General features: G+C 63.3%; 21 protein-coding genes. 15 read left to right on the top strand and 6 right to left on the bottom strand.

Annotation, left to right across the window (positions count from 1 at the left end):
- Positions 1-245: 245 nt before the first annotated feature.
- The 12 genes from rplM (at position 246) to H6678_03125 (ending at position 11,447) form a co-directional block, all read left to right on the top strand.
- The gene (gene rplM, locus H6678_03180; protein ID MCB9472795.1) at positions 246-689 is read left to right on the top strand and encodes a 50S ribosomal protein L13; all 444 of its coding nucleotides are present in this window, start codon (positions 246-248) and stop codon (positions 687-689) included.
- Positions 689-1,087 carry a 30S ribosomal protein S9 gene (gene rpsI, locus H6678_03175; GenBank protein ID MCB9472794.1) on the top strand — a complete coding sequence of 133 codons (399 nt, stop codon included), beginning with the start codon at positions 689-691 and terminating at the stop codon, positions 1,085-1,087. The genes rplM and rpsI overlap by 1 nt, the downstream gene beginning before the upstream one ends.
- Before the next feature lie 250 nt (positions 1,088-1,337).
- Positions 1,338-2,219 (top strand): 30S ribosomal protein S2, encoded by an 882-nt coding sequence (gene rpsB / locus H6678_03170; protein MCB9472793.1) that lies wholly within the window; start codon positions 1,338-1,340, stop codon positions 2,217-2,219.
- Between the two features lie 108 nt (positions 2,220-2,327).
- On the top strand, positions 2,328-3,209 hold the full coding sequence (gene tsf, locus H6678_03165; GenBank protein ID MCB9472792.1) for a translation elongation factor Ts: 882 nt from the start codon (positions 2,328-2,330) through the stop codon (positions 3,207-3,209).
- A gap of 72 nt (positions 3,210-3,281) precedes the next feature.
- Complete coding sequence (locus H6678_03160) at positions 3,282-4,010, top strand: UMP kinase (GenBank protein MCB9472791.1); 729 nt, start codon at positions 3,282-3,284, stop codon at positions 4,008-4,010.
- Between the two features lie 3 nt (positions 4,011-4,013).
- Positions 4,014-4,571 carry a ribosome recycling factor gene (frr, locus tag H6678_03155; protein ID MCB9472790.1) on the top strand — a complete coding sequence of 186 codons (558 nt, stop codon included), beginning with the start codon at positions 4,014-4,016 and terminating at the stop codon, positions 4,569-4,571.
- A 113-nt stretch (positions 4,572-4,684) separates the two neighbouring features.
- On the top strand, positions 4,685-6,547 hold the full coding sequence (lepA, locus tag H6678_03150; protein MCB9472789.1) for an elongation factor 4: 1,863 nt from the start codon (positions 4,685-4,687) through the stop codon (positions 6,545-6,547).
- A gap of 2 nt (positions 6,548-6,549) precedes the next feature.
- Positions 6,550-7,323 (top strand): signal peptidase I, encoded by a 774-nt coding sequence (lepB, locus tag H6678_03145; protein MCB9472788.1) that lies wholly within the window; start codon positions 6,550-6,552, stop codon positions 7,321-7,323.
- 83 nt (positions 7,324-7,406) lie between these two features.
- Positions 7,407-8,864, top strand: a complete 1,458-nt coding sequence (gene guaB / locus H6678_03140; GenBank protein ID MCB9472787.1) for an IMP dehydrogenase — start codon at positions 7,407-7,409, stop codon at positions 8,862-8,864.
- A gap of 220 nt (positions 8,865-9,084) precedes the next feature.
- The gene (locus tag H6678_03135) at positions 9,085-10,053 is read left to right on the top strand and encodes a c-type cytochrome (protein ID MCB9472786.1); all 969 of its coding nucleotides are present in this window, start codon (positions 9,085-9,087) and stop codon (positions 10,051-10,053) included.
- A gap of 170 nt (positions 10,054-10,223) precedes the next feature.
- On the top strand, positions 10,224-10,691 hold the full coding sequence (locus tag H6678_03130; GenBank protein MCB9472785.1) for a thioredoxin family protein: 468 nt from the start codon (positions 10,224-10,226) through the stop codon (positions 10,689-10,691).
- Positions 10,692-11,036: 345 nt separating this feature from the next.
- Positions 11,037-11,447, top strand: coding sequence for a hypothetical protein (locus H6678_03125; protein ID MCB9472784.1), 411 nt, complete (start codon positions 11,037-11,039; stop codon positions 11,445-11,447).
- Between the two features lie 137 nt (positions 11,448-11,584).
- On the opposite strand, the gene H6678_03120 is transcribed toward H6678_03125, so the two are convergent.
- The 6 genes from H6678_03120 to H6678_03095 form a co-directional block, all read right to left on the bottom strand.
- Positions 11,585-12,619: a nucleotidyl transferase AbiEii/AbiGii toxin family protein gene (locus H6678_03120; protein MCB9472783.1), complete on the bottom strand. Its 1,035-nt coding sequence runs from the start codon at positions 12,617-12,619 to the stop codon at positions 11,585-11,587.
- Positions 12,616-13,248 carry a hypothetical protein gene (locus H6678_03115; GenBank protein ID MCB9472782.1) on the bottom strand — a complete coding sequence of 211 codons (633 nt, stop codon included), beginning with the start codon at positions 13,246-13,248 and terminating at the stop codon, positions 12,616-12,618. The genes H6678_03120 and H6678_03115 overlap by 4 nt, the downstream gene beginning before the upstream one ends.
- A 109-nt stretch (positions 13,249-13,357) precedes the next feature.
- Entirely contained in the window at positions 13,358-13,753 is a 396-nt protein-coding gene (gene msrB / locus H6678_03110) for a peptide-methionine (R)-S-oxide reductase MsrB (protein MCB9472781.1), read from the bottom strand.
- A gap of 11 nt (positions 13,754-13,764) precedes the next feature.
- A complete protein-coding gene (locus H6678_03105; protein ID MCB9472780.1) occupies positions 13,765-14,217 on the bottom strand; it encodes a rhodanese-like domain-containing protein in 453 nt (150 codons plus the stop codon).
- Positions 14,218-14,321: 104 nt separating this feature from the next.
- Positions 14,322-15,635 carry a UDP-N-acetylglucosamine 1-carboxyvinyltransferase gene (gene murA / locus H6678_03100; protein MCB9472779.1) on the bottom strand — a complete coding sequence of 438 codons (1,314 nt, stop codon included), beginning with the start codon at positions 15,633-15,635 and terminating at the stop codon, positions 14,322-14,324.
- Between the two features lie 4 nt (positions 15,636-15,639).
- Positions 15,640-16,311 (bottom strand): hypothetical protein, encoded by a 672-nt coding sequence (locus tag H6678_03095; protein MCB9472778.1) that lies wholly within the window; start codon positions 16,309-16,311, stop codon positions 15,640-15,642.
- A 333-nt stretch (positions 16,312-16,644) separates the two neighbouring features.
- Here H6678_03095 and H6678_03090 point away from each other — a divergent pair, with 333 nt between their 5' ends.
- From H6678_03090 to H6678_03080, 3 genes are all read left to right on the top strand, one after another.
- On the top strand, positions 16,645-17,409 hold the full coding sequence (locus H6678_03090; protein MCB9472777.1) for a methyltransferase domain-containing protein: 765 nt from the start codon (positions 16,645-16,647) through the stop codon (positions 17,407-17,409).
- A 17-nt stretch (positions 17,410-17,426) separates the two neighbouring features.
- Positions 17,427-17,621: a CPXCG motif-containing cysteine-rich protein gene (locus H6678_03085; protein MCB9472776.1), complete on the top strand. Its 195-nt coding sequence runs from the start codon at positions 17,427-17,429 to the stop codon at positions 17,619-17,621.
- A 65-nt stretch (positions 17,622-17,686) separates the two neighbouring features.
- Entirely contained in the window at positions 17,687-18,874 is a 1,188-nt protein-coding gene (locus H6678_03080; protein MCB9472775.1) for a hypothetical protein, read from the top strand.
- Positions 18,875-18,887 lie beyond the last annotated feature (13 nt).

The raw sequence follows: 18,887 nt of genomic DNA, 5'->3' as shown, positions 1-18,887 counted from the left end.
CGGATTCTGTACCTGACGGAACCCGGGGAACCGGACGTACGGGATTGGTCCAGGCCCTCAGCGCCAGGCCTGGCGGGCAAGATAACTGGCCCCGGGCTAAGCCGCAGCGGGAATGTCCCCTGCGTCATTCGGGCGGATTCCCGGATGCGTGAGCGGAAGAGTCGACGAAAGTGCCGCTGCCCGTTGACTCTCCATCCCCTCGACGCTAGATTGGTGGTCTTGCAAATTTTCTGAAGGACGGATCCGTGAAGACCTACACGCTGAAAGCCGGCGACATTTCGCATGACTGGTTCATCGTCGATGCGAAGGATCTCCCCCTGGGGCGCCTGAGCACCCGGGTGGCCCAGATTCTGCGGGGCAAGCACAAGCCCTCGTTCACGCCGCACATGGACAATGGTGATTTCGTCATCGTGGTCAACGCGGACAAGATCCGCCTGACTGGCAACAAGGCCGAGACGAAGACCTACTTCCGTCACACCGGGTACCCCCAGGGCGCTCGCACGACGACCTTCCGCCAGGCGATGGAGAAGGACCCGTCCTTCGTCATCGAGCACGCGGTCAAAGGCATGCTGCCCCACACTCCGCTGGGCCGGCAGATGCTGAAGAAACTGAAGGTCTACTCGGGAACCGAGCACCCCCATGGTGCCCAGCAGCCCCGCGAGCTCAAATTCGAAGGTCTCCTCCGATGATGATGAAGAACTCCAAGCGAGTCTATGCCACCGGCCGTCGCAAGCGTTCCATCGCCCGCGTGTGGGCCGAGCCCGGCACCGGCAAGGTCACCGTCAACGGTGCCGATCTGCTGACCTATTTCAAGCGCGATGTGCTCAAGATGGTCATCGAGCAGCCCGTCGACCAGTGCGGACTCAAGGACAAGCTGGATGTGTTCGCCACCGTGGTCGGTGGTGGGCTCAGCGGTCAGGCCGGCGCCCTGCGTCTTGGCATCAGCCGCTGCATGGTCCAGATGGACGAAGAGCTGCGCAAGACACTGCGTGCTGGCGGCTTCCTGACCCGCGATGCCCGCATCGTGGAACGCAAGAAGTACGGACAGCCCGGCGCCCGCAAGCGCTTCCAGTTCAGCAAGCGCTAGTCCGCCGCCCGATCGAATCTTGCGAAGGCTGCCGTGCACGCCACGGCGGCCTTCTTTCACAAACACGAGTGTCCGGCTCCGACGCCGGACGACCAAGCACGCGACCGGACCCTGGCGGGGGTGTCTGGCGTCTGTCAGCAAGCTGACAGCCGGATTCCGTCAGGGGTTGAAGGTCGCGGATGATCAACCCGGCAGGACCCATCCTATCCATTCCGGCTTCGGCGGAATCCTGCCACCACCTGGAGGACTCATGTCCCGTATCACGATCAAGCAGTTGCTGCTCGCCGGTTCCCACTTCGGACACCTGACCCGCCGCTGGAATCCCCGCATGCGCCCGTACATCTTCATGCAGAAGAACGGCGTGCACATCCTGGACCTCAAGAAGACCCATGTTCTGCTGGAAGAAGCGGCCAACCGTCTGGGCTCCATCGTGTCCAAGGGCGGCGATGTGCTCTTCGTGGGCACCAAGGACCAGGCCCGCGACGTGATCAAGGAAGAGGCCGAGCGCTGCGGCATGTTCTACGTGAACGAGCGCTGGCTGGGCGGCATGCTCACCAACTTCCGCACCATCCGCAATTCCATCCGCACCCTCGAGATGCTGGAAGCCAAGGGCAAGGACGGCACCTACGACCGCATCCGCAAGAAGGAGATCCTCTCCATCGAGCGTCAGAAAGAAAAGCTGGTCAACGTGCTGGGCGGTATCCGCAACATGAAGCGTCTGCCCCAGGCCATGTTCGTGGTGGACACCATCAAGGAAGACATCGCGATCAAGGAAGCCATCAAGCTGGGCATTCCGGTCTTCGCGATCTGCGACAGCAACTCCGATCCCTCGGTCGTGGATTATGTGATCCCGGCCAACGACGACGCCTACAAGTCCATCGCGATCATCACCAACGTGCTGGCCGACGCGATCGATGAAGGCCGCGTGCTGCGCAAGGAATCCAGCTTCGGCGTGGAAGGCGAGCAGGACGAGAACGAGAATCCGGATCAGAAGCCGGCTGCCCGTCGTCGCCGCAAGAAGGAAGGCGTGGTTGCCGTGGCTCGTGCCGAAGGCGCTCCCGAGGCTCCCGCAGCCCCCGAAGCCCCTGCCGCCCCCGAGGCTCCCGCGGCTCCCGAAGCTGCGGCAGAGTAGTCCGGTCTTGCGGTAGGGCCACGGAGGCCGGGCCACCGAGGCAGGGCTTGTTGAATGAATGCATTCCGGAGTTCGCTCCGGATTTTCCCTGAGACAGGAGTCTGAACGATGGAAGTTTCCGCCAAGGACGTAATGAAGCTGCGCCAGGCCACTGGTGCCGGCATGATGGATTGCAAGAAAGCTCTCGCCGAATCGGGCGGCAGCTTCGATGAGGCGATGGATTACCTGCGCAAGAAGGGTCTCAAGACCGCCGAGAAGCGCGCCGACCGCGATGCCAATGAGGGCAAGGTGGTGGCCGTGATTTCTGCCGATGGTCGCCAGGGCGCCCTGCTTGAACTCAATTCCGAGACCGACTTCGTCTCCGGAACCGAGGATTTCCGCAGCTTCGCCCAGGCCTGCGCCTCCCAGGTGCTGGCCCACAACCCGGCCGACGGCGATGCCCTGATGGCGCTGGCCCATCCCGGTGCCGACGGCACCCTGGGCGATACTCTGAATACACTCGTCGGCAAGCTGGGCGAGAAGATCGGCGTGCGTCGCTTCAGCCGCGTGGAGATTCCCGCCGGCGAGCAGGGCGTCGTGCAGTCCTACATCCACCTGGGCGACAAGCACGGTGTGATGCTGCATGCCACCTGCGGCAAGGCCGACACCGCCAGCAACGACTCCTTCAAGGAACTGGTCAACGACCTCTGCCTGCAGATCGTGGCCTACGGCGCCAAGGCCGTGGACCGTGATGGGCTTGACCTGGCCCTGATCGAGAAGGAGCTGGAGCTGTACCGCGAGATCACACGCAACGAAGGCAAGCCCGAGGCCATGATCGACAAGATCGCCGAAGGCAAGCTGAACAAGTTCGTCAACGAGGTCACCCTGCTGGGCCAGACCTTCGTCAAGGACGACAAGGCCACCGTGCAGCAGCACATCAACTCCGTGGGCAAGAGCCTGGGAGACACGCTGGTGGTCAAGGGCTTCAGCAGCTTCGTGATCGGTGAATGATGTCCTGAGCGACGCGCCCCCGCAAGGGGGCGCGCCTGTATCGATTCCATCTCGGCAAGCACCTGGAGCACGATGACCCCGATCCCTGCAGCCAGACGCATCCTCTTGAAGCTCTCGGGCGAGGCGCTGGCCGGCGAGGTCGGCTTCGGCATTGACAGCGGCATCCTGGCGCGTACGGCACGGGAAATCGCCCACGCCATCGGCACGGGTGTGCAGCTGGGACTGGTGATCGGCGGCGGCAACTTCTTCCGGGGCATCTCCGAGAGCGCCAACGACATGAAGATCGACCGCAGCACGGGCGACTACATGGGCATGCTGGCCACCGTGATGAACTGCATGGCCATGCAGGCCGCCATCGAGAAGCTGGGAGTCGAGACCCGCGTGCTCTCGGCTCTGACCATTCGGGAATGCGCCGAACCCTATATCGTGCGCCGCGCGATCCGGCATCTGGAGAAGGGCCGCGTGGTCATCTTCGCCGCGGGCACCGGCAATCCCTACTTCAGCACCGACACCGCCGCGGCCCTGCGGGCCAACGAGATCGGCGCGGATCTGCTGATCAAGGGCACCAAGGTCGATGGCGTCTACGACAAGGATCCGGTGCGCCATCCCGATGCCACCTTCTATCCCGAACTGACCTACCTTGACGTGCTTCAGCGTCAGCTGAAAGTCATGGATGCCACGGCCATCAGCCTGTGCATGGACAACGGTCTGCCCCTGCGGGTCATCAACATGACCCAGGAGGGCAACCTGGCCCGTCTGCTGGCCGGGGAATCGCTGGGGACCCTGATTTCCGGAGACTGAATCATGACCAACGAGATCATCGAAAAAGCCAGCCACCACATGGACCGCAGCATCGAGGCGATCCGCGAGACTTTCCACACGGTGCGTGCGGGCAAGGCCAGCACCTCGGTCCTGGACGGAGTGCGCGTGGACTACTACGGCACGCCCACCCCGATTTCCCAGGTGGCCAACGTGAGCGTGCCCGAAGCACGCATGATCCTGGTGCAGCCCTGGGAAAAGAAGATGCTGGACGTGATCCAGAAGGCGATCATGACCTCCGACCTGGGTCTCAACCCGGGCAATGACGGCAATGTGATCCGCGTGCCGCTTCCCGAACTGACCGAGGAACGCCGGCGCGACCTGGTGAAGCAGGTGCACAAGCTGGCCGAGGACGGCCGTGTGGCCTTGCGCAACGTGCGGCGTGACGCCAACGACCACCTCAAGAAAGCCCTCAAGGCCGGCGAGATCTCCGAAGACGAGGAACGCCGTGGCCTGAAGGTGATCCAGGACCTGACCGACGAGCACATCGCCAAGGTGGATGAGCTGCTGAAGCAGAAGGAACAGGACATCCTGGTCATCTGAGTTCCCGCGGGCGATCGTCCGCCACGAACGGGTCAGCCCGGCGCCCTTTCCGACCGAAGGAGCGCCAGCCGAAGGGCGGGAGTTTCCATTGTCCGTGTCGTGCGGACGCCAGGATGCTCCCGTCATCCATATCACGGGGACGGGCCGATTGCCGGCCCCCCTGCACTCTCAAGGGTATCCTGGTGAATTCCAGCATCCGCAACTTCTGCATCATTGCCCACATCGATCACGGCAAGTCGACCATCGCCGATCGCCTGCTCGAGCTCACCGGCACGGTGGCCGCCCTGGGCCTGAAGAAACAGGTCCTGGACGACATGGACCTGGAGCAGGAGCGGGGCATCACGATCAAGGCCCACGCCATCACCATGCAGTACAAGGGCCCCGACGGCCCCGTGGTGCTGAACCTGATCGATACTCCGGGCCACGTGGACTTCTCCTATGAGGTCTCCCGCAGTCTGGCCGCCTGCGAAGGGGCGATCCTGGTGGTGGATTCGGCCCAGGGTGTGGAAGCCCAGACCATCTCGAACCTCTATCAGGCCGTGGCCGCCGGGCTCGAGATCATTCCCGTGATCAACAAGATCGACCTGCCCAACGCCATGCCCGAACAGGTGACCCACCAGATCGTGGACCTGCTGGGCTGCGAGGAATCCGAGGTGATCGCGATTTCCGCCAAGACCGGACTCAACTGCGAGAAGCTGCTTGAGGAAGTGGTCCGGCGGATTCCGCCGCCCAAGGGCACGGTGGAAGCGCCCCTGCGCGCCCTGGTCTTCGATTCGATCTACGACAATTTCCGCGGCGCGGTGACCTATGTGCGCGTGATGGATGGCGTGCTGCGCAAGGGCGACGCCATCATTTCCATGCACACTCGCAAGCAGTTCCAGGTGGACGAAGTCGGTCTGCTGATCATGGGCCGAAAGGTCTGCAAGGAACTGAAGGCCGGAGAAGTGGGTTATGTGATCCTTGGCAGCAAGGACGTCAAGGACGCCAAGGTGGGCGACACCCTCACCACCCTGCGTGACGGGGCCAGCGAGGCCCTCGAGGGCTATGCCGTGGTCAAGCCGATGGTGTTCTCCGGTGTCTACCCGGTGGACGCCGAGGACTACGAGGAGCTGCGCGACGCGCTCTCCAAGCTCTGCCTCAACGACGCCAGCCTGATCTACGAGCCGGAGACCAGTCTGGCGCTGGGATTCGGTTTCCGCTGTGGTTTCCTTGGGCTGCTGCACATGGAGATCATCCAGGAGCGGCTCGAGCGCGAGTACAACCTGAACATCATCACCACCATGCCCAACGTGCCCTACCGCATCAAGCAACCGGGGCAGTCGGAGCAGGAAGTGAGCAACCCGGCGCAGTTCCCGCGCAACGAGAAGATCGAATCGGTGATGGAGCCCTACGTCAAGGCGCAGATCATCACGCCCACCGAGTACATCGGCAACATCATGAAACTGGCCATGGACCGCCGTGGTGTCTATCTGGCCACCGAATACATCGACACCACGCGCGCGACGCTGGTATACGAGTTTCCTCTGGCCGAGATCGTCTTCGACTTCTACGACCGGCTCAAGAGTGGCACACGGGGCTATGCCAGTTTCGACTACGAGGTCATCGAGTTCCGCCGCAGCTCACTGAAGCGGCTGGACATCATGATCAACGGCGAGCCCGTGGACAGTCTGTCCATGATCGTGCACGAGGAAAAAGCCTTCGAGTGGGGCAACAAGCTCTGCAGCAAGCTGAAGGAACTGATCCCCCGGCAGATGTTCGAAGTGGCCATCCAGGGCGCCCTGGGCACCAAGATCATCTCGCGCACCACGGTGAAGGCGCTGCGCAAGAACGTGACCGCCAAGTGTTACGGCGGTGACATCAGCCGCAAGCGCAAGCTGCTGGAGAAGCAGAAGGAAGGCAAGAAACGCATGAAGCAGGTGGGCCGGGTCGAAATTCCCCAGGAAGCCTTTCTGGCCATGCTCAAGGTGGAGCGCTGACAATGGAACTGTTCCGACGCTACTGGGCCTGGCGCACGCGCCGCAAGGAACTGCACAAGCAGCGCGAAGAAGCCAAGAAACTGCGCAAGGGCCCCGTGCGCTACTGGATCGACGTGGTCGGTTCGATCGTCATCACGGTGTTCCTGATCAAGGCCATGGTGGTCGAGGCCTATCGCATTCCCAGTCCTTCCATGGAAAAGACCCTGCTGGTGGGCGACTTCCTGCTGGTCAACAAGTTCATCTATGGGGTCAAGACCCCCGACTGGATCGGGATTCCGCTGACCACCATCGGCTTCGACATTCCCTACTGGCAGGCACCCGCGCTGGCCGACCCGAAGACCGGCGATGTGATCGTGTTCAAGTACCCCAAGGATCCGCGCCAGAATTACATCAAGCGCTGCATCGCGGGCCCCGGGCAGACCATCGAGATCCGTGACAAGCATGTGTTCGTCGATGGGGTGGAATTCGAACGCCTGCCACACCAGCAGCAGAGCGAGAGCCTGCTGGAAGCGGGAATCGGCGAGCGCGGCATCGTGCCACCCGGGCGAGGCTGGAACCGACACAATTTCGGCCCGCTGACCGTGCCCGAGAACTCCTATTTCATGATGGGCGACAACCGGGACAACAGCTCCGACAGCCGCTTCTGGGGCTTCGTACCCCGCGAGAACATCGTGGGCAAGGCCTGGATCATCTACTTCTCATGGGACGGCGCACAACTCAAGCGTCGCTTCTGGCAGGTGATCCGCTTCAATCGGCTGCTGAACTTCATCCGCTGAACGATCTCAGGCGGGGCCGTGTGACAGCGGCCCCGTGCTGCATGGGACAGGTCACGCGCAACACAAGTCAGGGGAGGCATATCATGGCGGAATTCATCGGGCGTGGACTGACCTTCGACGATGTCCTGCTGGTGCCCCGGGCTTCGTCGATCCTGCCCTCCCAGGTGGCAATGCGCACTCGCCTGACCCGCGGACTGGAACTGGAAATTCCCTTTCTGAGCGCGGCCATGGACACGGTCACCGAAGCGGCGATGGCCATCGCGATGGCCCGCGAGGGCGGCATCGGCATTCTGCACAAGAACATGGACCCCCAGGCCCAGGCCACCGAGGTCGACCGGGTCAAGCGCTCCGAATCGGGCATGATCCGCAACCCGATCACCCTCAGCAGTACCCACAGCGTGCGCGAGGCGATGGCCGTGATGCAGCGCTACGCGATCAGCGGCATTCCGGTCGTGGACGAGGGCAAGCTGGTAGGCATTCTCACCAATCGCGACCTGCGCTTCCTCAGCCAGCCCGATCTGCCGATCGCCCAGGTGATGACCCGCGGCAAACTGGTCTGCGTGCCCGAAGGCACGACTCTTGAAGAGGCCGAGAAGGTGCTGCAGGAGCACAAGATCGAGAAGCTGCTGGTAACCACGAACGGCGGGGAACTGGTTGGGCTGATCACGGTGAAGGACATCCAGAAGAAACGCAGTTTCCCCAATGCGGCCAAGGATGGTCAGGGACGGCTGCTGGCGGGTGCCGCGGTCAGCGTGAACGACGACGCCCTCGAACGGCCGGGCCTGCTGATCGAGGCGGGCGCCGATGTGCTGGTGGTGGACACGGCACACGGGCATCACATCGCCGTGATCGAGATGGTGCGCCGGATCAAGCGCCAGTGGCCGGATATCCAGGTGATCGCGGGCAATGTGGCCACCGCCGAGGCGACGCGTGCCCTGGCCGAAGCCGGTGCCGACGCGGTGAAGGTGGGCGTGGGTCCCGGATCAATCTGTACCACGCGCATCGTGGCGGGCGTGGGCGTGCCCCAGTTCAGCGCGATCGTGGCCTGCGCCGAAGCGGCCCGCCCGCTGGGCATTCCGGTGATCGCCGACGGCGGCATCAAGTACAGCGGTGACGCGGCCAAGGCGCTGGCGGCCGGAGCCGAAAGCGTGATGATCGGCTCGCTGTTTGCGGGTTGCGAGGAAAGCCCGGGCGAACTGGTGCTCTACGAGGGCCGCAGCTACAAGGTGTATCACGGCATGGGCAGCCTGGCCGCCATGAAGAAGGGCAGCCGTGACCGCTACTTCCAGGCCGACCAGTCCAGCGCCGACAAGCTGGTGCCCGAAGGCATCGAGGGCCGCGTGCCCTACAAGGGAAAAGTCTCCAGCGTGATTTACCAGCTCGCGGGCGGCATCCGCAGTTCCATGGGCTATTGCGGAGCTCCCGACCTGCAGCGGTTCCGCGAAGGGGCCCTGTTCACCGAGATCACCTCGGCCGGGCTGAAGGAAAGCCACCCTCACGACATCGTGCTCACCAAGGAAGCACCCAACTACTGGACCTGACACGGGCCCCGCGATTCGTTTCCCGCACAGTCTCCGCGCAGCGGCCAGCGTTCCCGGAAAAAAACGTTGCATGGCCCGTCCGGAACTCTCTCCTTGAGGTGGCGCATGCAGCTGCCATCCTTCCGGACTTTTCGTGCGACCTCTCCGTGCCCACTCGGGGGCGGAGGTCTCCGGGCTGCCCGTCTCCGGCGTCCGTTCACACCCACAACAAGGATCAACCATGTTGAAACTGCTGAAAATCACAGGCACTCTGGTGGGCCTGGTTCTGCTGGCGATGGTCGCAGGCGCGGCCTTCATCCACTTCCGCGGGATTCCCCATTACCCGATTCCCGGTGGTCAGTTTCAGGCCAGGGTCACTCCCGACGCTGTGATCCGGGGCGAGAAGCTGGTGAGTACCATGTGCGCCGGATGTCATCGCAATGCCGATACTCATACCCTGGCTGGTGGCCCCATGCTCGATGCGCCGTCCGTGTTCGGCAAGTGGTATGTGCCCAACATCACCCAGGATTCCACCTGGGGCATTGGTGCCTGGACCGACAAGGAACTGATGGTGCTGCTGCGCACGGGCATCAAGCGTGATGGCGAGTATTCACCGCCCCTGATGCCAAAACTGCCCCATCTGGCCGACAACGATCTGGAAGCGATCATCGCCTTCCTGCGCTCCGACAACCCGCTGGTGGCCCCCGATCGCACGGCCGACATGCGCAGCCAGCCCTCCTTCCTTGTCAAATTCCTCAGCACGATCGCCTGGAAGCCGCTGCCCTTGCCCGCAGAGCGCATCTCGATGCCCGACAGCACCAACCAGCTGGAGCTGGGGCGTTATCTGGCGGTCAATCTGGATTGTTTCAGCTGCCACAGCGCCGATTTCAAGAGCAATGACATCATGAACCCTGAGGCGAGTCTGGGGTACTTCGGCGGCGGCAACCGTACCCTCAGCCTCAAAGGCGAGATCATGCTGACATCGAACCTGACTCCCGATCCGCAGAGCGGAATCGGCAACTGGGACGAAGCCCGTTTCATCAAGGCTCTGCGTTTTGGTCAGATGGAGGGAGAACCCGCGCTGCGTTATCCCATGCGTCCATATCCTGAGCTGAGCGATGAGGAATCGGCGGCGATCTTCGCCTACCTGAAGAGCATTCCGGTCATCACCAATCCGGTCCCGCGCTCGGGACTGGAAGACCAGCCCTGAGTCCCGTTCGTCCCGATTTTTCCGGCAGAGCCTGTTTGAGAGGATCTTTTGCCCATCGGCTTCGTATGTTCAACGCCCGCCCGGCCACACAAAGTGGAGCTGGCCACCGGTGGTGGACTCTCGAGCCAAGGAACAACCAACATAGTCGAAGGGACAACCCCATGAATGGAATCCGCAAGATCGGCCTGCTGCTGGGCGTGCTGCTGCTCTCGATGGCAGCCCGCGCCAGTGACTCAACCTGGATGACCGACCTGGATGCCGCCAAGACTCTGGCCGCCAAGGAAGGCAAGTACGTGCTGGTGGACTTCACCGGCAGCGACTGGTGCGGCTGGTGCATCAAACTGGACAAGGAAGTCTTCTCCAAGCCCGAGTACATGAGCTGGGCTGAGAAGAATCTGATCCAGGTGAGCCTCGACTTCCCCCGCAAGAAGGAGCAGAGCAAGGAGCTGAAGGCCCGCAACAACGCTCTGGCCGAGCAGTTCGGCATCAAGGGTTTTCCCACCATCCTGCTGCTGAACCCCAAGGGTGAGCTGGTGGCCCGCACCGGGTACCAGCAAGGCGGCCCCGCGGCCTACGTCAAGCATCTGGAGGGATTTATCTCCAAGGATGGCGGCGCCAGCAAGTCCATCAAGGGTTAGAACCCGTTTCCTACCCAGCAACCAATTCGCGGCCCGGAGGATCCACTGGATCTTCCGGGCCATTTCTTCATGCCACATCGAGCAGAGCTGAGTGGTGCTTCCGCTGAGCTCAGGACAGCGTGGATTTGCTGGAGCCGTTTGACCCATTGGTTCTCTGGCTGCCCTTCCCGACACTGGCGCAACCGTGCTGATCCGGTGGCCATACCCAACGAGGCGCTGCTCGGCAGGACCTCATTGACTGATACCTGCCTGGACCGGACGAGAGTGCCAGAATGGAGGAGTCCCGCCATGATCGCGCGAATCGGGTCAATACTTGCCGGGTTGCTGACTGCAGGAGGAATCGCCATGGCCGCCACACCCTGTGACCTGGACTCGCTGAGCTGGATGCTGGGGAACTGGGTCACCCCGGAAGGCAAGAGCGCCACACACGAGTCCTGGGTGCAGCACTCGGCGGATACCTGGGAAGGGGTAGGCTACAGCGAGGACCGATCCAGCGGAGAACGCACACAGGGCGAGAGTCTGCGACTGGTGAGCATGGGTGGCGAGATCTTCTACATCGCCAAGGTGGCCCACAATGATTATCCCACGGCCTTCAAGCTGGTGGAGTGTGGCCCGGACCGCGCACTCTTCACCAACCCGGAGCACGACTTTCCCAAGGCCCTCGAGTATCGCCTGCTGGAGGGTGGCCATCTGGACGTGCTGGTGAGTGACGGCGCGGAGAAGGGCTTTCGGCTGGGTTTCGTGCGCCAGCCTTGAGAGCGGCCAATCCATCTTGATCACACACAGAACGACCCACAAGGGCCGTTCTGTGTGTCCGGCATCCTGTCCATTGCCAAAGACTGGCCAGGCAGGATGGGGGAGTTGCTGGCAACTCCGGAATGCGGGCCGATCTTTCAACCGTTGCGGCGTATCCGATTGAAACGCTGTTCGAACTTGCCCACGGCGCGGAGGATCTCATCGAAGTCGGGTACCTGGCCCAGGAACATCGACCCCCTCATGGATTCATAGTCAGCTTTCCAGCCTCTCAGCTGGTCCTCCATGGGCATCAGGCGCAATTCGCCAGCCTGGAGCGATTCGTAGTTCACACCAGTGACCTTGAAGTAGATCGTTCGATGTCTCACGACACGAGCGAAGAGTGCCTCGTCGCGAATGGCAGATTCCCCGATCCCAGCTTTCAGCATGCACCAGAGGTCGTAGTAGTGGCGGGCCAGGCGCGGCTTTCGGGTCTTGCCGGGTGAGCGATACGCCTCTTCGTGAAGCAGACAGGATTTTTCCCAGAACGTGCGCTCCGTGCTGATCACGCGTACGGAGAACGTGCCCCCGGTGTCGAGAGCTGGAAACTGTTCAAGTACATAGGGCCTGATCATTCTGTTCTCATGTGGCTCAATATCGGAGCGTGCTCCAAGTTCGATCTTCACCACAGGGTTGATGTAACCGGCAATTCCCTTGGCAAGAACGGAGGGATACTCGAACAACAGGCATTGCCCATCTTCCGTGTCCGGATCCACTTCCAGGTTCCAGCCGGATTCCCCCAGAATGTCTGTGATCCGGGCAGACAGTGCCGAAAGCAATGCGCCTTGCACCCACTTCTGACTTGCGGCTCTCAGGGAATCCAGCCTTTTCCTTTGCTGCTTTTTGCTTGCAGCGCTTTCAGGGCTTGCATCTTTCCCGAAGCCAAGCGCCTCTTTGTCCACGACCAGATCAATGTCTTCGGAAAAGCGCTGGATGAGGTTCCAGGCCTTCGAGAGTGAGGTACCGCCCTTGAAGGTCAGGTGCTCGCCGATGTCGGACAGTGCAAACAGTTCGCGAAGTATCCAGCAGACCCAGAAGTCCTTCTCGACGCTGAACACCTGCAGGCCCATCCGCTCTTCCACTTGCTGGAAAGCGTTTTCGCGCCGCTCTGGTGGCAACTGGAGGAATTGGTTCACAGGACAGTCAGCGGATGTGTGAGCGGGCGCAGCATTGCAGCGATCCAGGCGGGAGCGTGGATCAGGTCTTTCCGCAGCATGGCAAGGTCCGCGCTCGTGAGCTGACGGCGCAGGATCTGGATCACGCGCTCGTCTGTCTGGTCTTTGCCCAGATGGCGCAGGGCCTGGATGACAAGACCGCTGCGTCGACCGGCAGTGGCCATGTGTCGAGGTGTGGTGTGTTGCAGCACGATTTCGCGTTTGCCGATCCGTACCTTTCGGGCCGGGCCATCGGTGAGAAACACGACACGCGAAGGAACCTGCTCCGACAGGCCAAGCAAATTGGCCGCATAGGCTCCGGATGGCTGGAGGCGGATGGCGTCCCGATGGGCCAGTGCCCGGGCGATGGCCTCTGCAGTCGGAGCAATGGTCCCCAGGGCTGGGTCTTCCTTGGGAAAGTCATAGAGCCCGCGGGTGAGACGACGGATCCTGCCCTTTGCTTTCAGCCTGCGCAAGGCCGATTCAATGGCTGCTGAACTTCCCAGATTCTGGAAGTGCCTCGGGGTGAAGACCCAACCTCGGCCATGACTCTTCACCCGGCTCATGACTTTGTTTTCAACAGGTTGCAACAGATTGGGTGTTGAATTCATGACGGAAAAAATAGGGCATTTTTCCGTCAAGGCAATACAATTGATACGCCTGTCAGAATTGCTGCCAGCAAGGGGTGGGTCGCATGATGGGTTGAGTCAAAGACGCTGGCTAATCGCTTCCAGCCGTGAAATCCAGCGACACGCTGTTGATGCAATAACGCTTGCCCGTGGGCGGGGGGCCGTCGTCGAAGACATGCCCCAGATGGGCGTCGCAGCGGGCACAGCGCACTTCGGTGCGCTGCATGCCGTGACTTCTGTCCACCAGATAGCGGATCGCGCCCTCGCCGGCCTTGAAGAAGGAGGGCCAGCCGCAGCCCGAGTCGAACTTGGTGTCCGATTCGAAGAGAAAGGAACCGCAGCACACGCAGTGGTAACGCCCGGCTTCCTTGCGCGCCAGATGCTCGCCCGTGAAGGGGCGCTCGGTGCCACCCTCGCGGGTCACCCGATACTGCTCGTCGCTCAGGCGTTTGCGCCAGTCCTCGGGCAGGAAGGTCTCGAAATCCATGCCGGCTCTCCTCAGCGCTCGACGGGCAGGCGCTGGGCCATCCAGGCCGCCATGCCCCCGGTCACGTTGTATACATCCACATGCCCCAGTTTGCGCATCAGGCGGCAGGCCTGCCCGCTGCGCGCGCCCGAGGCGCAGATGACCACATAACTCGGCCCCACGGGCAACTGCGCCAGCTGCTGCTGGAAGTTGCGCGCGTAACAATCCAGATTCTCGACTCCCACCAGATGCCCGGAGGCCAATTCCGGAGGCGTGCGCACATCCAGCACGCGCAGCCCGGGCGAGCCCGCGTGCTCCGCCAGCAGCTCCGCCGCCTGCCGCGCACTCAGATCATTCACACCCGGCAGCTGGAATGCGGGTGCGATGCCCGGCCCTGCGGGCGCAGGTGCAGGCACGGGTGCTGGAGCCTCGCTTGTGTCGCGGGCACCGGTCAGTTTTCTCAGCAGGTCGGACAGTCCCGGCATGCGTCTCTCCTCTTGATTCTCGGTCGTGTTGATTCCCGGACGTGCAAGTGCGGTGTGTTCCATTCGATCGCGGGGCCGCGAGGGAGCCGCGATCATCGGACCTGCTACTCCGCCACGCGCTTGATTCTGGCTCCCAGGGCGGCCAGGCGCTCGTCGATGCGCTCGTAGCCGCGGTCGATCTGGCGGATGTTCTGGATCACGGTGGTGCCCTCGGCGCGCAGGGCGGCAATCAGCAGGGCCATGCCAGCGCGGATGTCGGGGCTGGAGAGGCGGGTGCCGAAGAGCGGTGCGCCGCCGTTGACCAGCACGCGATGGGGATCACATTGGGTGATGCGCGCCCCCATGCCGATCAGCGAGTCCACCCAGTAGAGGCGGCTCTCGAACATCCACTCATGGATCAGCACGCTGCCATTGGCGCAGCAGGCCAGCACCACGGCGATGGAACTGAGGTCGGCGGGAAAGCCGGGCCAGGGCGCATCGTGAATCCGCGGCACTTCGCCGAAGCGGTCGGACTGCACCTCCAGCTCCTGATTGGCGGGCACATGCAGGGTGTTGCCCTCGAGGGTGAAACGCACGCCCAGGCGCTCGAAGGCCTTGGCCACCATCCAGTAGTTGGCCGGTGTCACACCCGGAATGCTCAGCTCGCTGCCGGTGGCGGCGGCCAGAGCGATGAAACTGCCCACTTCGATCAGGTCTTCCAGCACACGATGGCTCAGCTCGCGCGGGGTGGGCACGCCTCCGGTCCCCGTGATGCAGAGGCGGTTGCTGCCGATGCCCGTGATGCGTGCGCCGAACTGTTCCATCAGCCGGCAGAGCTGCTGCACGTGGGGCTCGCAGGCGGCGTTCTCGATGACCGAATCGCCTTCGGCCATCGCCGCGGCCATCACGGCGTTTTCGGTGGCCATCACGCTGGCTTCGTCCAGAAAGAGATGGGCGCCCCGGAAGGGGCCATCGAGACTCAGGCGAACATCACGCGGGCTGGTGTCCACCGTGGCGCCCAGGGTTTCGAACACGGCCAGGTGCGTATCGATGCGCCGGCGTCCGATGCGATCGCCCCCGGGCCGTGGCAGGATCACGCTGCCCCGGCCTGCCTGTGAGCGGCGCGCCAGCAGGGGAGCGGCCAGCAGCAGGCTGGCGCGGATCTGGGCGCAGAGCACGGGGTCCGGCTGACTGCCATCCAGAGTGTCAGCCTGGATCACGGCGGAGTGCCCGTCCGCGCTGCGCTCGACGCGGGCCCCCAGGCCCTGCACGATCTGCAGCATGGCGCGCACGTCAAGGATCTCGGGCAGGTTGTCCAGGCGGGTCACACCAGGATTGAGCAGGCAGGCGGCCACGATCGGCAGGGCTTCGTTCTTGTTGCCCTGGGGGGTGATGCGTCCCGAGAGGCCGCGGGAGGTCTGGATGTGCAGTTCGCTCATGGCGCTAGTACCTGTAGCCGACGGTCAGCAGCAGCGAGGCTCCGCCCACGTCCGCCTTGGGAGCGGCGCGCAGATCGTCCTTGCCGTTGAGGACCCAGTTGTCCTGGCCGAAATGCTGTTTGTACGACACGAGAATTCCCAGCGTGAGCCAGGCGCCCGTGTCCATGTTGGGAATCTGGGTGCGGATGTCGGTGCCCAGCAGCAGTTCCCAGGCGGGGCCGGCCAGGCGGAGTTCGCTCTGGGTGTAGCTGCCGTCGAAGGCTTCGTCCCAGTGGGTGGTGCCGGGCTGCTGGCGCAGCGTCATCCGGCTGGACATCCAGCCCACTCCGCCGCTGAACCAGGCGTGATACAGCGCCCCCGGTTCCATGCTGCGCCCGAAATGCACGAAGACATCGCTTTCGAAGCGTTCGATGGCCACGGAGGCACCCGAGTAATTGCGCCAGCCGATGTCGCCCTTGAATCCCACGATGCCGCCATTCTGGCTGGTGAAGATGTGCCCGCCCGCGGTCCAGGGCCGGTCGTCCAGTCGCGCCAGTACCGGTTGGCTGGCTTTCAGGGCGTCCAGATCCTGCATGACCCGGCCATAGTGGATGCCGCCGAAATTGCCGGCGGGGCCATCTCCCGCCTGGGAAACGGTGACGCTGAACAGCAGAAGGAACAGGGAAATCAGGCGCATGGGGTTGGTCCTGTACTGGATGGGAATGGCGCGTCCGGGCTTGGGCCGCGAATATGGAGAGCCAGCGTCTGAATGTGAAACCGCAGGGTGAGCAGGGGCCTTGGCACTGGCCCCGCGAGCAAAGGCCCGCCCCGCGGGGAAGCCCTATATTGGCGCGTCGTCGCGACACCCCGCGGCGCAACGCGATCCGGATCCCGCAGCCGACACCCCCTCCCGATTCCGGAGGCGATCATCCGGCAGGGTCCGGTGCCTGTCCGCCAACACTCAACGCACGCCGGGCCGACTGGCTCGGGCAACGCGCCCGGACATCCTGCCCCGGCACAAGGAGTATCCATGCACGGTCTGGCTGGCCTATCCGAACGTTTCAGCAAGTTGGCCGCCACCTTCGACCAGAGCGAGTTGCTGGGCAGCGAGCGTGACCGTGAACAGGCCATGCGCGTGATCAAACCCGGCCCCCGTGAGACCGGTCTGGATCTGGCCTGCGGACCCGGCCACCTGGGCGTGTCGCTGGCCGAGGCCGGCGGCCGGGTGCTGGCCGTGGACATTTCCGAGGAGATGCTCAAGCTCTGCGCCCACCGCAGCAGCGAAGCGGGGCAGAAGAACCTGACGATCGCGCTTCAGGACGCCCATCAGATGGAGTTCCGCGACGGCATGTTCAACTGGGTCTGCTGCCGCTTCGGCTTTCGCTGGTTCCTTGACCCGCTGAAAGTGCTGGCCGAACTGTTCCGCATCACGCGCCACGGTGGGCGGGTATATCTGAGCGAATGGGTGCCCGACCTGCCCGGCATTGATCCTCTGCCCCTCGAGTTCCTGCTGCGCGAACTGGATCCAGCCCAGCAGGAACTGGCCGGCCGTGCGCTCTGGGAGCGCCGGGCCCAGGACGCGGGATTCCAGCGCGGGCATGACCTGGTGCGCCCCGACCGCCTCGACCCGATCGCGATCGGCGCCCTGGGCGGGCTGCCCGAGGATGAAGCGCGTGAGTGTTTCGCCCGTTGGCGGGTGGGCCCCGGAAGCGCTCCCCAGTGCCGTTACTTGGTGCTGGACGGACGCGAATGCCTGCTGGCCCAGCGCATGGATCTGCTGCTGATCAAACCCTGACCTGCCGAGGTTGCCCGATGTCCGGACTGGAAACCTGCACCATCCAGTGTCCCTGCTGCTGGGAGGAGATCGAGATCCTGGTGGACTGCTCCGTATCACGGCAGGAGTATGTCGAGGACTGCAGCGTCTGCTGCCGGCCGCTGGTTCTGACCGTTAGCGCCTCGCTGGAATCGGGCGTCGAATCAATCGATGTCCGGCGCGAGGACGACTGAACACGTCGGCCGCCTGATGCTGGGCACGCCCGCATCCTGCCACCGGGCTCAAGGGAGGACCCCACATGAGCTTCAGGCTTCAATCTGCGCGCCATGGTTCCGTGATCTGGATGCCCCTTGCGCTGCTGCTTTGTGTGTCATGCGAGCAGCAGGGCGATCCCACACCAGCGCCCCCGCGCAGCGATCTGCCGGTCACGAATCCAGCGAGCTTCGCGCCCAATGCTCTCCAGCTACTCGTGGACGGCTCGGGCCAGTTGCGCGAGGGCAGCCTGCAACTGGACGATGGTGGACGCATCGGTCTGTTCTACCTGGCTGGACTCTGGGCAGGCTGCGATCGGGGGGATCAGCCCGCTGCCAACATCGCCTGGGCCGGAAGCTGGCCTTCCACCAATTTTGCGTGTGACTGGCCCCCTGACAGCAGCGGAGTCGTGACCCTGCTCCCCGCTGAGACGGACCCCCAAGCCTGGAACTGGCCTTTCGAGCAGGATTTTCCCCGGGCTGGAGCCGGCGTGCCCTGGTTGCCCGGGGACGCCCTGAGCTGGTGTGCGCAGACATCGGACAGCATCACGCTTCCGCTGCTGGCCGCGCCCTGCCGGGAGCTTCGGTTCAGCCAGCTGCTCTGGGGATTCAGGCAGCCTGAACTGGCGAGCACACTTTTTCTGCGATACACCATCCGCAATCAGTCCGTGCATGACGAACCCTCGCTGTTGGTGGGATTCTATCTGGACACGGACCTGGTCGGTCCGGGGAATTCCACAGGTTACGATGCAACCCGCGGCGTGAGCTATACCTACAACCCCTCGGACACGGGCGAAACCTTCGTCTGTGGTATCACATTTCTCGAGGTGAATGGCGTCAGCGATCCTGGGATGCTGGTCAGCAGCCACCGCATCATGCGCAAGAATGGCCAGCTGGATCCGGACTTCGGCGAGATCGGTTTCGAACGACCGGAGCAGATCCTGCTGGCTCTGCGGGGCCTCTCGAACTCAGGTCTGCCGATGATCAATCCCGTCAGCGGTCAACCCGATCTCTTCGCCTTCAGTGGGGACCCTGTGGCACGAACGGGTTGGCTGGACAGTCAACTGGATGTGCGCAGTCTGCTCAATGGCCCCGGGCTCTCGCTGGCCGCCGGCGAGAGTGTCACGCTCACGTTGGCGTTCAGCGTGGTCCGTGCGGGTTCGCTGGCGGAAGCCCTGGAGCGGTTGCGCGCGCGCTTCGACGGGATTCGTACGGACCCGGGCCTGTGGAGATGAAGGGATGCTGGAT

Source organism: Candidatus Delongbacteria bacterium, from assembly GCA_020634015.1.
Lineage (GTDB): Bacteria > CAIWAD01 > CAIWAD01 > CAIWAD01 > CAIWAD01 > JACKCN01.
The sequence above is the reverse complement of the archived record's forward strand: the minus strand, read 5'-3'. Positions and strand labels throughout refer to the sequence as shown.

Bases quoted from the DNA above. Each gene is read 5' to 3' on its own strand.
- rpsI (MCB9472794.1), top strand. From the start codon at position 689: ATGATGAAGAACTCCAAGCGAGTCTATGCCACCGGCCGTCGCAAGCGT.
- rpsB (MCB9472793.1), top strand. From the start codon at position 1,338: ATGTCCCGTATCACGATCAAGCAGTTGCTGCTCGCCGGTTCCCACTTC.
- tsf (MCB9472792.1), top strand. From the start codon at position 2,328: ATGGAAGTTTCCGCCAAGGACGTAATGAAGCTGCGCCAGGCCACTGGT.
- H6678_03160 (MCB9472791.1), top strand. From the start codon at position 3,282: ATGACCCCGATCCCTGCAGCCAGACGCATCCTCTTGAAGCTCTCGGGC.
- frr (MCB9472790.1), top strand. From the start codon at position 4,014: ATGACCAACGAGATCATCGAAAAAGCCAGCCACCACATGGACCGCAGC.
- lepA (MCB9472789.1), top strand. From the start codon at position 4,685: ATGCTCCCGTCATCCATATCACGGGGACGGGCCGATTGCCGGCCCCCC.
- lepB (MCB9472788.1), top strand. From the start codon at position 6,550: ATGGAACTGTTCCGACGCTACTGGGCCTGGCGCACGCGCCGCAAGGAA.
- guaB (MCB9472787.1), top strand. From the start codon at position 7,407: ATGGCGGAATTCATCGGGCGTGGACTGACCTTCGACGATGTCCTGCTG.
- H6678_03135 (MCB9472786.1), top strand. From the start codon at position 9,085: ATGTTGAAACTGCTGAAAATCACAGGCACTCTGGTGGGCCTGGTTCTG.
- H6678_03125 (MCB9472784.1), top strand. From the start codon at position 11,037: ATGGCCGCCACACCCTGTGACCTGGACTCGCTGAGCTGGATGCTGGGG.
- H6678_03115 (MCB9472782.1), bottom strand. From the start codon at position 13,248: ATGAATTCAACACCCAATCTGTTGCAACCTGTTGAAAACAAAGTCATG.
- msrB (MCB9472781.1), bottom strand. From the start codon at position 13,753: ATGGATTTCGAGACCTTCCTGCCCGAGGACTGGCGCAAACGCCTGAGC.
- H6678_03105 (MCB9472780.1), bottom strand. From the start codon at position 14,217: ATGCCGGGACTGTCCGACCTGCTGAGAAAACTGACCGGTGCCCGCGAC.
- murA (MCB9472779.1), bottom strand. From the start codon at position 15,635: ATGAGCGAACTGCACATCCAGACCTCCCGCGGCCTCTCGGGACGCATC.
- H6678_03095 (MCB9472778.1), bottom strand. From the start codon at position 16,311: ATGCGCCTGATTTCCCTGTTCCTTCTGCTGTTCAGCGTCACCGTTTCC.
- H6678_03090 (MCB9472777.1), top strand. From the start codon at position 16,645: ATGCACGGTCTGGCTGGCCTATCCGAACGTTTCAGCAAGTTGGCCGCC.
- H6678_03085 (MCB9472776.1), top strand. From the start codon at position 17,427: ATGTCCGGACTGGAAACCTGCACCATCCAGTGTCCCTGCTGCTGGGAG.
- H6678_03080 (MCB9472775.1), top strand. From the start codon at position 17,687: ATGAGCTTCAGGCTTCAATCTGCGCGCCATGGTTCCGTGATCTGGATG.